Annotated in this window: 7 protein-coding genes; 2 read left to right on the top strand and 5 right to left on the bottom strand. The window is 54.4% G+C overall.

Annotation, left to right across the window (positions count from 1 at the left end; all coding sequences use genetic code 11):
- The first annotated feature begins 2 nt into the window (after nt 1-2).
- Together ACTJIK_RS21965 and ACTJIK_RS21970 are read left to right on the top strand one after the other, a co-directional pair.
- Nucleotides 3-2,543 (top strand): DNA gyrase/topoisomerase IV subunit A, encoded by a 2,541-nt coding sequence (locus ACTJIK_RS21965; protein WP_440649685.1) that lies wholly within the window; start codon nt 3-5, stop codon nt 2,541-2,543.
- Between the two features lie 136 nt (nt 2,544-2,679).
- Nucleotides 2,680-3,189 (top strand): hypothetical protein, encoded by a 510-nt coding sequence (locus ACTJIK_RS21970; protein WP_440649686.1) that lies wholly within the window; start codon nt 2,680-2,682, stop codon nt 3,187-3,189.
- Nucleotides 3,190-3,251: 62 nt separating this feature from the next.
- Here ACTJIK_RS21970 and ACTJIK_RS21975 read toward each other — a convergent pair whose 3' ends face one another.
- Genes ACTJIK_RS21975 through ACTJIK_RS21995 form a run of 5 tightly spaced genes read right to left on the bottom strand, consistent with a single transcriptional unit; the run spans nt 3,252 to nt 13,147 of the window.
- The gene (locus tag ACTJIK_RS21975) at nt 3,252-5,162 is read right to left on the bottom strand and encodes a metallophosphoesterase (protein WP_440649687.1); all 1,911 of its coding nucleotides are present in this window, start codon (nt 5,160-5,162) and stop codon (nt 3,252-3,254) included.
- A gap of 33 nt (nt 5,163-5,195) precedes the next feature.
- A complete protein-coding gene (locus tag ACTJIK_RS21980; protein WP_440649688.1) occupies nt 5,196-6,776 on the bottom strand; it encodes a calcineurin-like phosphoesterase C-terminal domain-containing protein in 1,581 nt (526 codons plus the stop codon).
- Nucleotides 6,777-6,805: 29 nt separating this feature from the next.
- Entirely contained in the window at nt 6,806-8,518 is a 1,713-nt protein-coding gene (locus ACTJIK_RS21985) for a RagB/SusD family nutrient uptake outer membrane protein (protein WP_440649689.1), read from the bottom strand.
- Between the two features lie 9 nt (nt 8,519-8,527).
- Entirely contained in the window at nt 8,528-11,302 is a 2,775-nt protein-coding gene (locus ACTJIK_RS21990) for a SusC/RagA family TonB-linked outer membrane protein (RefSeq protein ID WP_440649690.1), read from the bottom strand.
- 24 nt (nt 11,303-11,326) lie between these two features.
- Nucleotides 11,327-13,147: a RagB/SusD family nutrient uptake outer membrane protein gene (locus tag ACTJIK_RS21995; protein ID WP_440649691.1), complete on the bottom strand. Its 1,821-nt coding sequence runs from the start codon at nt 13,145-13,147 to the stop codon at nt 11,327-11,329.
- Between the last annotated feature and the right edge of the window lie 16 nt (nt 13,148-13,163).

Raw genomic sequence — 13,163 nt, forward strand, 5'->3', positions numbered from 1 at the left:
ATATGAGCAACATCAACGAAACACCGGACGAATCACTGCATGGCCTTGCGCACGTAGATGAGAAGTATAAAGACTGGTTCCTGGATTACGCATCCTACGTGATCCTGGAGCGTGCGGTACCGGGCGTGGAAGACGGGCTGAAACCCGTACAGCGCCGCATCCTGCACGCCATGAAGGAAATGGATGACGGGCGTTTCAACAAAGTGGCGAACGTGATCGGTCAAACCATGCAGTACCACCCGCATGGTGATGCATCCATCAGCGATGCGATCGTGAACCTGGGGCAGAAGGACCTGCTGATCGAAACACAGGGTAACTGGGGCGATGTGCGTACCGGCGACGATGCGGCTGCTGCCCGTTACATCGAGGCGCGCCTTTCCAAATTTGCGCTGGAAGTTGCTTTTAACAACAAAACCACCGAATGGCAGCTGAGCTACGACGGCCGCAAGAACGAACCGCTGGCGCTGCCCATGAAGTTCCCGCTGCTGCTGGCACAGGGCGCGGAAGGTATTGCCGTGGGCCTCAGCACCAAAATACTCCCGCACAACTTCTGCGAGCTCATAGATGCATCCGTCAAATACCTCCGCGGTAAAAAGTTCGAGCTTTACCCGGACTTCCTGACCGGCGGCATGATAGACGTGACCAATTACAACGACGGCCGACGCGGCGGGAAAGTGCGCGTCAGGGCGCATATCGAGGAGAAAGATAAAAAGACGCTGCTGATCAAAGACGTGCCTTACGGCGTAACCACCACCGCGCTGATGGAGTCCATCGTGAAAGCGAACGACAACGGCAAGATCAAGATCAAAAAAGTGGTGGACAATACCGCCAAGGACGTGGAGATCGAAGTGCAGCTGGCGCCCGGTATTTCGCCGGACATCACCATCGACGCGCTGTACGCCTTTACGGACTGCGAAGTGAGCATTTCCCCCAACGCCTGCGTGATCATGGAAGACAAGCCCGTGTTCATGGGCGCGTCTGACCTGCTGAAGTATTCCGCTGATTTCACGAAAGAGCTGCTGCGCAGGGAACTGGAGATAAAGCTGGCGGAACTGGAAGAAAAATGGCATTATACCTCGCTCGAAAAAATATTCTTCGAAAAAGGGATATACAAAGAGCTTGAGCAGAAACATAAGGACTGGGAAACCGTTCTCCAGGCCATCGACAAAGGTTTCGGCCCGTATAAAAAGCTGCTGAAGCGGGAGATACAGCGGGAAGACATCCTCAAGCTCACCGAGAAACCCGTGCGCCGCATCTACCGGCTCGATATCAACGAGCTGGCCGAGCAGATTAAAGGCATTGAGGGAGACATCAAACAGGTGAAACACGACCTGGCCAACCTGACCGATTACGCCGTTGGTTATTACGAAGGCCTGCTCAAGAAATACGGCAAAGGCCGCGAACGTAAAACAGAGATCAAGCTGTTCGACACCATCCAGGTGCAGCAGGTGGCCATTGCCAATACCAAGCTGTATGTGAACCGGGCAGACGGTTTCATCGGCACCTCGCTCAAAAAAGATGAATTCGTTGCCGATTGTTCGGACCTGGATAACATCATCATATTCCGCCGCGACGGCGTGATGCTGGTGACCAAGGTGGCGGATAAGACCTTTGTGGGGAAAGACATCATCCATGTGGACGTGTTCCGCAAGGGCGACGAACGCATGACCTACAACATGATCTACGTGGACGGCAAAACCGGCTACAGTCTTGCCAAGCGCTTCAACGTAACCGGCATCACCCGCGATAAGGAATACCATCTCACCAAAGGAGAAAAGGGTTCCAAGGTGCATTACTTCACCGCCAACCCCAACGGGGAAGCCGAAGTAGTGACCGTGCGCCTCAGCCCGAACTGCGCGGCCAAGAAAAAAGAATTCGATTTCTACTTCGAGACCATTCCCATCAAAGCCCGCAGCTCCATGGGCAACGTGGTGACCAAGTGGCCTATCCGCACCGTGAAATTCAAAGAAAAAGGCGTTTCCACCCTCAGCGGCATCAAGATCTGGTACGACGATGCAGTGGGCCGCCTCAATACCGAACAGCGCGGCATTTATGTCGGCGCCTTTGAAGGGGACGACAAGATACTCGTGTTCTACAAAAACGGCACTTACGAGCTCACCAATTACGAGATCACCAACCGTTACGAATCCAACGACGCTGTGTACATCGAGAAATTCAACCCGGAAAGGATCGTGACCGCCGTGTATTTCGATGCGGACAAAAAGCAGTTCAACATCAAACGTTTCAAGATCGAAACGCAGACGCTCAATAATAAATTCTCCTTCATCAAAGAAGGACCGAACAATTACCTGGAACTGGTGACCACGCAGGCCGAGCCCGTGGCGATACTGCGTACCGGAAAAAAACGGTCGCCTGAAGAAGAGGAGATCGCGCTGCATGAAGTGTATGAAGTGGCCGGCTGGAAAACCGTCGGCACCAGGATCGCCGGCGACGATTTCGTGAGCATAGAGCTGATCACCGAAGATGAAGAAGCGGAGAAGGAAGAAGGTGAGGATGGGAATATACAGACGGAATTATTCTAGCGCATCGAAATACAAAGTTGATAAAATTGAAGCCAGGCGTATTGCCTGGCTTTTTATATATTCCGTCACCCTTACTTTTTGATCCGAAAGCTTTAAATTGAGAACTGTTACACTGCTTTCCGCAAATCTGTTTGTAATGACCAAAAGCCGGATCACCATGAAATGCCGCACCTGGATATTCTGCCTGTTTGCTGTCCTGACATTCGCCGCCTGTAAGGAAAAACCTTCCGACGAGGAGCGCCGGATCACGGAAACCAGCAACGCGGTGCTCACTGCCATTGAAAAAAACGATGAAAAAGCTTTCCGGCAGCTGATGGCCGCGGACCTGAAGGATATCGGCGAAGATGAGAAGAGCCTTTCACGGAAGTTCAGGCTGGTGCGGGAGTATTACATGGAGCATACACATGGGAAACGTCCCGGCATTCAAATTAAGGATTCGCTGACCACCTTCGGGAAACGCGTGGTGTTTGTGCCGATCTACAACGGGCGGGGATTAAAGGGCAGCCTGCGGGAAGTGCGGCTGATGCTGGGTTTTGGGCCGGTGAAGTATTACCCGTTGAATAAGATCAGCGCTTTTGAGCTGCATATCTTTCATCACTCCAACAACAATGTGCCGCTGCCGGAGGAAGATTTCCCCGGGTTTTAGCGGGCCTTTGCGGGGAAAATAAAAGGGGGTAAAACCTGGATTTTACCCCCGGAAAAAGTTTATCAGGGGAAGAAGAACTTCCTGATATGATAAGGCAGGTTTACAGGCTTGCCGTTGATCACGCCGGTAGCAACCGTTGGTTGCCCGCTGATGATCAGTTCTCCTGTGGAAGGGCGGTATACGGCAATATCCGTTTTGCCGTCACCGTTATAATCGCCCGGCACGGGTATATCCCCGTTCTGGCCGATCGTTATGCTATTGGGATTTCCATATACATGCCAGGTGTGCGTGCTACGGCGGTAAACGGCCCGCGTGTTGCGGCCTTCGCCGTTGTAATCGCCGGGCACCGGGATGTCGTCGTTCACGCCGTATTGGAAATTACTGATGCCGGGAATGGACCATATGGCGGTATTGGGATTAAATGTCGCAAAATCCACCTTCCCGTCACCATCATAATCCATCGGTACGGGTATATCTCCCGCGCTGCCGCATACAAAGGAAATATTGGAAGAAAGGTATGGCTGCTGCACGTAGAAGGTTCTGCTGCTGGGCCGGTAGATAGCGGCATCTGTGGTGCCGTTGCCGTCAAAATCGCCGGGCGTGGGTATGTCTTCCGCATTCTGGCCCAGCTGTATGTCCGGTGTGATATTTCTTCTTCTCCACAGGCCGCCGGGGCGGAATATCGCCACATCCGTTTTACCATTGCCGTCATAGTCACCGGGCACGGGATAATCGCCGGATACGCCGAAGGTGATATTGCTCATGCCCTGGATGGTCCAGGAGCCGTTGTTGAAAAAGGCCATCTGGCTGACGCCGTTATTATCATAATCGTTTGTACGGGAAGTGGTGAAGCTGTGATTCCAGGGCACGGTGAAGGTATTGAGCGCCGCTTGCCCGGGTACAAAGGATTTCAGTTCAATAAGATCGTTGGCGGCGGAAAACTTCATGGTGCGGATCACGCCTTCAGGGTAGCTGGTGGAGCCGGTGCCGCAGGAGTTGGAAAAGTCTGTGGTGAAGCTTTTCACGGTATGGCCTTCGTAGGTGTCCTGCCGCGAAAATTCTCCCACGGCGTGGCCGCCCAGGAACAGGAAGAAGTTGGGGAACTGCTTCAGCCGGTCGTAGATCTTTTGCGGTTGACTGTATCCCGGCGTTTGATAGAGCATCAGGCCCCAGTCGTTTTTGCCGTCTACGGGATCGGTATCTCTTCTGCTCACTGCGTAGTGCGTAGCTACGATCACTTTACGGTTGGCGTTCTCCGGCCTGCTCATTACGTTGTAGGCCCAGGTGATCGCAGGGTCCGCTTCACTTTCCATATGATGCCACCTTAAATACAGGATGAGGAATTCCCCCGCCGGCGTGCTCACCACATCAAAGTGATTTTCATTGGAGGTGTCTACAGGAAAGCCTTCTTTGTTGTAGAGCGGGAACTGCGGGCGGCTGAAGTATTTGTTGAAGAACACATTCACATTGAACGTAGTGCCGTCGTTGGGATAATTTCCGCCGGCGGCCAGCTTCATATCATGGTTGCCGGGCACCACGCCGAACGGGACGCCGGCAGCCTTCAGCGGTTCGTATGCGTCGTGGGCGCGTATCCATTGGTCTTCCGTGCCGGCGGACGTTGAGCCGAACTGGTCCGTGATATCGCCCAGGGTCACGACGTACTGGATCTTTTCCGCGGTCTTGTTGGCGATGATCCAGCTGACGATGTTGGTGAAAGCCGTCATTCCCTGGCAGTCCGCATCATCGGGATCGTTGCCGAAGTCCACGTAATTCTGTGTGTCGCCCAGCACGGCGATGGTAAAATCTTCCGCGGCGGAGGCGGCATTGGCAACGGCAACGGTTTCGGCGCGGGGTGCATCTTTCGTTTCCTGCATCTTTTTGCAGGACGCGCCCGCGACGCTGAGCGCAAGAAGGAAAAATGCCGGGTACAAGGGTTTCCCTCCAAAGGGGAGGGCCATTTTTCTGAAGGTCATGGATATATGTTTTAGTGATTAAGGCCGGTGCTGCTATTGTCCGTCTATCGCCACGTATTGCCTGCGCTGGTGAAATGTCTGCCCGAACATGTCTGTAGCTTTTATTTCGATGACGTGCGTTCCCGCCTTCTTTTTAACGGGGATGGGCGCGAACCAGAGATGCTGCGAAATGCTTGCCGGGCCGGGCCTTCTGCCGGAAAGCAGACTGTCCGCATAATCGAATTCATCAAGTATATGCAGGTATTCCGGGGCTTTGTCCGCCACGAAGGTCATCGGTTTCCAGTTATCGTTATCCACCCTGAAGTACACGGAATCCTTTTCGCTGCCCATGAAAAAATTAGCCCAGATGCCCGCGGAATTAGCTTCGTTTACCTGTACCACTTTCGGAGCGCTGATCTCTATCTGGTGCGCCGCCGGCATACCGGCTGCCTTGTAATTGATCTTGTATTGATTGCCGGTGAAGGTGATGAAGGAATAGCCTTTGGGCGTACCGTCGGACATGGTGGAAGCGGGGATACCGTTTTCGTCGAGCATGCCGGAATACCAGTTGCCGGAAGCGGTGCCTGCATTGAATTCATAATAAGGTTTGGGACCATGCCAGCCGTCTTCCGCGGTGTGGAAACATTGTTTCTGGATATGTGTATGACCGGAGATGGTGAGCGTATTGGCGAATGGCGCCAGCAGGCTGAAAAGCCTTTCACGGTCTTCGTTACGGATAGCGTCTCCGCCGGTACGGGGCTCGTACAGCGGAATGTGGAAGGCGGTCACCACCAGGTAATCTTTCGGCACGAATTTCAGATCGTTCTCCACGAAGTCCAGCTGCGATTTCCGGAAGCCGCCCCAATAGCTTTGGCTGTCGCGGGGATCGGGGTAGAGCACATCGTCCAGCACAATGAAATGCACTTTGCCGTAATTGAAGGCATAGTTGGCGGGGCCGAAATGCGCTTCGAAAGATTCATCCGCCAGCGAATCCGCCGTGGCATCGAAGTTCATATCGTGATTGCCCATCACGTTGTACCAGGGAATGCCTACTTCGCTGGTGACCCTGATGTAGGAGCTGAATATCTCGGGATGATTGAATACAAGATCGCCGAGGCTGATGCCGAACGCCACGTCCTTCACGCCTTTCAGCTCCGCGATCAGCCCGCGGTGATAGTAGTCCACTTCTTTTTCGTTGGTCACCTGCGGGTCCGCCACGCAAAGCATTTTAAACTGCCGGGGTTCGTTCACTGGCGTCAGCGGAAAGTCCACAGAGGCCGGCAGCTTGCCGGTAGGCGCCACGCCGGGGTGTTTCAATGCCGGCGATCCCGCGGGTTTGTTGATCACGTAGTATTGCGGGAGGTTGCTTTGATTCACCGGCACCTGGTAACCGCTGGGTTTGATCACGGCAATGATCTGGTCGTTGCCGCCGGGCAGTTCGTAAGCGCCGTTTTCATCCGTCTGCGTTACATCAATGCCATTGGTCACGGATACTTTGGGAATGCCTTTTTCAGCTCTGTCGTGTTTGCCGTTCTTGTTCACGTCTGCATATACAATGCCACGGACCGTGGTTTGCGCTTGCAGGCCTGCATAGCTGCAAAGCAGGAGGCCGCATATGATGCTTGTTCTTTTCATATAAAATAGTTGCAAAAATTTAATATCGTTTACCATCCTTTGTTCTGTGTGATCACGTTGTGGGAAACGGTGATCTCCGACTGCGGTATGGGATAGAAATACAGCTTGTCGTTCCATACGCGCGTTTCCACGGTGGCGGGCTGGTAGGTAAAGCTGCCGTCTGCATTCCGGGTGATGTTCACGCCGGTGATCGTACCGCCGATGGCCTGGCCTGCGATCATCCATCTTCTTGCATCCCAGTAACGATGCCCTTCAAAAGCAAGCTCTACCCTGCGTTCGTTCCTGATCCTGCTGCGGAGCGTTGCCTGGTCCGCGGCGCCCACGGCGGGCAGCTTTACGGCGGCGCGTGTTCTCACGCTGTTGAGCGCCGCTGTCGCCGTGAGGCTCAGCGTGCCCGGCCCTGTTGTATTCGGGCCGTAGGCTTCGTTCATGGCTTCTGCATAGTTCAGGCTGATCTCCGAAAGGCGCATGAAGATCCATTGTTTGGTGGAAGTCTCGTTTAGTTGCAGGTCGAGGTTTTCGTTGATGTATTTGCGGAGGTAATAACCTGTTTTGGACGCCCGGTCGCGGGGTTTGCCGTTCACGCCGCCGGTCCACAGCTCCACGGGCAATTTTTGTTTACCGAAGGTGGAATTGTTGACCACGATGGTTTTGGCCATGCGGGGGTCGCGGCGGCTGTAGGGATTGGCCGCATGGGCGGGATTGTTCCAGTCGAACCGGCCATCGTCCAGGTGTTCGTACGCGTCCGCCAGGTTGCCGGAAGGGCAGGTGCCGGTAAGTCCTCCCTGGAAACCGATGCCGGTATTTTGCTTCTCGAAAATATTACTGGCGGTATAACGGCGTTCGAAGATCACCTCCTTGCTGAGCGCGGAGCCTAGCAGCGAGAGCGCTTCGTAAGTGGCATGGAACGTATATTTCGGCGTAAGGTCCATCACGGCTTTGTTGGCAATGGCCGCGTCTATCCAGCGCTGCTGGCGGTCGCCGCCGGTATACCCGCGAAGGCTGTCTGCATTGCCGGGCTGGTTGTACAGGTCGCTGGCGGCATATAACAAGGCGCGTGCTTTGAGTGCCATGGCCGCGCCCTGTGTGGCGCGCCCATAGTTGCCTGCGTCATAAGTAGCCGGCAGGTTATTGGCGGCCGTATCGCAAAGCTCGGAAATGTACGCTATGCAGGAAGCGAAAGCACGGCGGGGGTATTGGCCCGTCCACTCCGTGTCTTTGGCGATGGCTTCCTTCACCAGCGGCACGCCGCCGTACCTTTTCACCAGTTCAAAATAAAAGAAAGCGATAAGGAATTTGCTCTCGGCCCTGTACTGGGATACCAGGGCGGTTCGGCGGGCATATTCGGTGGGATTGGAATATTTGTAGGCTTCCCAGCTGTCCAGCGAATCGGTGGATTGCAAAAATACATGGGCGAACCGGATGCCCTGGTACATCTTGCTCCAAACATCGTCCGGATTGGAATACGGGGAGATGTTGCCCACGTTGTAGTTCTGGATGCCTTCCTGGTTGTTCACCTCTTCCGCCTCGTCGCAGGCCGCGGCCAGCCAGGATGCGCCGACGTCGCCATAACCATCCGGCAGGCCGTCGTACACGCGTGTGAGCACGGCGGTCAGCTTGTTGAGATTGGTATACACATCGATGTCTTTCTGGAAGGTAAGGTTGTCCGGATCTGTGAAATTACATCCGGCCGCCAGCAATACTGCGGCTATTATCACGATCGTTCTTTTGAAAGTATGCATGCGATAAGATTAAAATTGTAAACTGATACCGGCGTTGTATGACTTCATTACCGGGTAGCCGGATTGTACTTCGGGATCTGCATAATGCAGGTGATCGAGCGTGAAGAGGTTCATGCCGCGCACGAATACCCGGGCCTGGCTTATTTTTATCCGCTCCAGCAAACCCGCGGGCAGCGTATAGCCGAGATCCAGCGAGCGCAGGCGCAGGAAATCGCCATTCACGTACCAGAACGAAGAGGGTCGGTAGTTGTTCTTATTTTCGATAGTAGTAAGCCTTGGGTAGTCAGCGGTCTGTTTTGTTTCCTCCGTCCAGAACTGCTTCGGATAAGTGGATATTCTTGCGCTGTAGTTGTATAGGGGCCAGAACAGGTAAGGCTCGTTGCCCAGGTAAATACTGCGGCCCAGCTGGGCTTCAAATGTGGCACCGAGATCGAAGCCGCGGCAGCTGACGGAGAGCAGGAGGCCCAGGTTCCAGGCAGGTTGCGCGGAATGCTGCATGGGTATTATATCGTAGCCGTCTATGCGGTTATCGTTGTTCTGGTCTTTATACCGGATGTCTCCCGGTTTTACAGGGCCGAAAGTTTGCTCGGGACTGTTCCTGATCTCGTCTTCCGAGTTGAAGAAGCCGACAGCTTCCAGCATGTAAGGCTGGTTGACGGGCTGGCCTGCTTTATAGAGGTAGCTGTACGGCTGTACCGCTTCCGGCAGGTATTGCACTTTGTCTTTTACGTAGCCGACATTCAGTCCCGCGCGGTATCCCCAGTCTTTTTTCTGTTGCGAATAGAACAGGCTGGCCTCAAAGCCCTGGTTGCGGGTGATGCCGGCATTCACGCTTGGCAGGCTGCCGCCGAATATTTCCGGCAGCAGCAGGGATCCGGATACCAGGATGTCTTTCCTTTCCTGGAAGAAATAAGTGAGCGAAACATCGAGGTGCTGCAACAGGCGGAGGTCTATACCCGCATCATATTTCAGCGCGGTCTCCCAGGTGAAATCCGGGTTGGGGATAACGCCTTCATATAATCCGCTCTGGCTGGCGTTGGTATTGCCGAAGCTGTAAGAGCCGGAGCTGCTGTACTGGCGGCGGTCGCTGAAACGCTCTCCCACAGCTGAATTACCCACTGTGCCGGCGGAAACGCGCAGCTTGAGCAGGTTGATGTATGGATTATTTTTCAGGAATTTTTCTTCAGACAGCAGCCAGGCCGCTGATACGGCGGGGAAGAACCCGAAGCGGTTCCCTTTCGGGAAAGCCTCCGTGCCGCTATAGGATGCGCCTATTTCCGCAAAGTAACGGTTGTTGAAGCCGTAGTTCACCCGCCCGCTTACGAACTGGTAGTTATATGGGCTCTGCGCGCCGGTGATCAGCCTGTCCTGGTGGTACACGAGCGTTGCGTTCAGCTGGTGCCGGTTGGCTAGCGTGCGGGAATATTCCAGGAATGTTTCGAAGGTGTTGCGTTTATCCTGCGCATCGCTGGTAGGATTGCCATCGGCGGTGATGGGCGTGAGATTGGTGTTCTTACCGATGGCGGGGCTCAGGATGGGCTTGCCTTCCGCATCCTGCCCGAGCAGCTCGCGCACGGAAAAGCTCATGTTATATCCTTCCACGTTGGTGTAGAAGTTGTCGGAAGAGTAACGGGCGCCCGCGCTGAGGCCTTTCACAAAATCGCCCAGGTCGTAACGGGTGGAAAGTGTGGTATTGATCAGGCGGTTGTTGGTTTTCCGGTAGCCTTTCGAACGGATGAGGCCGGCGGGATTATCAGGATACACCGCGGTGCCGCCGTACACGCCGTCTTCCACGAATACGGGGAAGAGGTGGGAGGGATATTGGTATACAGCGTCCCAGATAGCGGTAGCGGTGCTGGCGGGAGCGTTTTCCTGGTAGATGCGCCCGGCGATGTCCATACTAAATGACCAGCGGCGGTTCACGGCAAGGTCTATGTTGGAGCGGAACGATATGTTGTCCAGGAACTGGTTGGTGGAATAGCCTTCGTTGCCGCCGGTGTTTTTATAGATGCCGCCCTGACGGAAATACCCGAGCGAAACGTAATAGGTGGCTATCTTATCGCCGCCGGAAACGTTCACATTGGCTTTGGTGCCGGGAGCGAAGTTGCGGGCAATTTCGCTTTGCCAGTCCACATCCGGGTAAAAATAGCGGTCGCCGGATTGGTAGGCTTCGATCTGCTGCGGCGTGTACAGGGCGGGGAGGCCGTCGTTACGGAGCGCCTGGTTATACAGTTGTACGTATTGCGCGGAGGAAACGAATTGCGGTACGCGCACAGGTGTTTGAAAGCCCTGTTCCACTTTGGCGTTGATCTTCAGCTTGCCGGCGATGCCTCTTTTGGTAGTCACCACGATCACGCCGTTGGCGCCCCTGATGCCGTACATGATGGCGGCTGCGGCGTCCTTCAATGCGGCGATGCTGGTAATGTCTTCCAGCTGCACGTCGTTGATGTCGCGTTCTATACCGTCCACGATCATCAGCGGCGTATTGGTTTTGGTGGTGCTCACGCCCCGCAGTAAAAAAGCCGGCGCGTCGTTGCCGGGCTCGCCGGTGCGTTGCTGCACGGTAAGGCCGGGAAGCAGCCCATACAAGGCGTTGCCGGTAGTGTATACGGATTTATTGGCGATCTCCGCCGGCCCCGCGGTGCTGATGGAGTAGGTGACCGTTTTCTTTTGCACACGGCCATAGGCCACCTGTACAGAGTCCTCAACCTGTTGTGCCCGCGTGTTCCCGGCGCCTGCCAGCAACAGCCCGGCCAGTCCAAAAATATATAACCTCATATTCATGTAATGCTTGCTTGTAGTTTATAGTTACCAACCAGGATTTTGTACCAGCCCGTATTGCAGGTTCACCTCGGAAGGCGGCAGGGGATGCAGGTAATACCAGTCAAAGAAAGGCCTGTCCTCAAATTTGTATTTCGTATATACGGTGGTGTTATTCTTCATTTTTTTGACGTGAAGGTCGTAGATGGGGCCTTTGAACACGTTGCCGAGCTTCCAGCGTTTCAGGTCAAAGAAGCGGTAGTCTTCAAATGCAAATTCGATGGCCCATTCGTTCTGTATCTTCTCCCGCATTTGTTCCCTGCTCAGGCCGCCGGGGATGCCAGGCATGCCGGATCGGGCCCTGATGATATTGATCTTTTCCAATACCTGCGCATCGGGCGAAGCCAGCGTTTCGTTCATAGCTTCGGCATAAATGAGATACAGCTCGGTGAGCCGCATCTGCATGCACAGCGGCTGCCAGGTCACTTTGGTCAATGCCCTGTCTTCGTAACCGTACACGTGCTTGCGGATCATATGGGCAAATTGCGAGCTGGATTTGGCGGGGCCGTTCTTGCCGCTGAGCGCGGGGTCCTCGTGATCATAATTATCGTATATGGCGCCGGGGTACACGGTGCAGCCGTTGTACATCACGGTTTGCGCGAAGCGGGGGTCCAGGTTGCGGTAAGGGGCCGTGGGGTCATTGGCCGGCGTGGTCACAGGGCTGTTCCAGTTCACATAAGAGCCGTCCCTGTTCTGGTATTTTTCCACCATGTTCTGCGTGGGCATATTGGCCTGGTAACCGGAAAACGGCGTGCCGCGCGGCAGCCAGTAGTTCATGCTGGGATTGCTGACCTGTACGGTAGCCCATATCGCTTCGGTATTTCCCTGGCCGGGACGGTACTGATAGGAGATGGTGTAGTTCTTTTCCGTATCGGGTGTGTTCACGATTGCGAAGCCATTTGCCTCGCAGTAGCTGATGGCGTCTTTGGCGTATTGCAACGCGGTTTGCCAGCGGCTGGCGTCATAGTTGGCCATGCAGATGAGCGCATTGTTCTCCCCGAAAGACATGTAAGGCGTTGCGGTGTTGAACAGCGGGCTGGCTACCCATAAGGCGGCGCGGGCTTTCAGACCGTAGGCGAAGGCCTTGGTAAGCCTGCCGAATTCCAGGCCCTCGTAATGTGCGGCGAAAGAAGGCGATGCAATGGCTTCATCGAGCAGAGTGATGATATACCCGTAAATATCGGCCAGGGGCGCTCGTTTCAGGTTCACATCGTCTTTGGTGGGGTTCAGGCGTTTGGTAACGAGCGGCACCCCGCCATATCTTTTCATCAGCTCAAAATATTCAAACGCGATGATCGTTTTAGCCTCCGCCTTGATGCGTTCTTTCTCGGAAGAGGGCGCATCCGGCACCTGGTCAATCCTTTCCAGCAGCGTGAATGCCTTGCGGATGGTGATATAATGGTTACTGTATACGTCTTCTCCCTGTACGTTGTTAGACAGCCATTCAGCGGGCACTGTGCCGGCGTTGAACTTATGCGCGCCGTAGTTAGCATTCAGACGGAAACTGCAACCCATATCCGTAGCGCAATCCAGCAGTGAGCCGGCGAGGCGGGTGGTGCTGCTGGCGGATACATACAGATCGAGATAAAAAGGTTTCTGGGCATACATGTCGTACACCAGTTTCAACGCATTCTCGTACCGGGTAAATACAGAGTCTTCGTTGAAGGTCACGGAAAAAGGCTTTTCCAGGTAATCTTTATTGCAGGAAGTAGTGGCTGTATATCCCGCAAAAATCACCAGGACTGTCAAAACAAGGCCGGGCCTGTATTTTCGCTTCCGCGTATTATGTTGTACCATGCTCGGTTTCATATGCTGTAATTATTTG

Origin of the sequence: Chitinophaga sp. 22620 (genome assembly GCF_052044405.1) — a bacterium.
Lineage (GTDB): Bacteria > Bacteroidota > Bacteroidia > Chitinophagales > Chitinophagaceae > Chitinophaga.

Bases quoted from the DNA above. Each gene is read 5' to 3' on its own strand.
- ACTJIK_RS21965 (WP_440649685.1), top strand. From the start codon at position 3: ATGAGCAACATCAACGAAACACCGGACGAATCACTGCATGGCCTTGCG.
- ACTJIK_RS21970 (WP_440649686.1), top strand. From the start codon at position 2,680: ATGACCAAAAGCCGGATCACCATGAAATGCCGCACCTGGATATTCTGC.
- ACTJIK_RS21975 (WP_440649687.1), bottom strand. From the start codon at position 5,162: ATGACCTTCAGAAAAATGGCCCTCCCCTTTGGAGGGAAACCCTTGTAC.
- ACTJIK_RS21980 (WP_440649688.1), bottom strand. From the start codon at position 6,776: ATGAAAAGAACAAGCATCATATGCGGCCTCCTGCTTTGCAGCTATGCA.
- ACTJIK_RS21985 (WP_440649689.1), bottom strand. From the start codon at position 8,518: ATGCATACTTTCAAAAGAACGATCGTGATAATAGCCGCAGTATTGCTG.
- ACTJIK_RS21990 (WP_440649690.1), bottom strand. From the start codon at position 11,302: ATGAATATGAGGTTATATATTTTTGGACTGGCCGGGCTGTTGCTGGCA.
- ACTJIK_RS21995 (WP_440649691.1), bottom strand. From the start codon at position 13,147: ATGAAACCGAGCATGGTACAACATAATACGCGGAAGCGAAAATACAGG.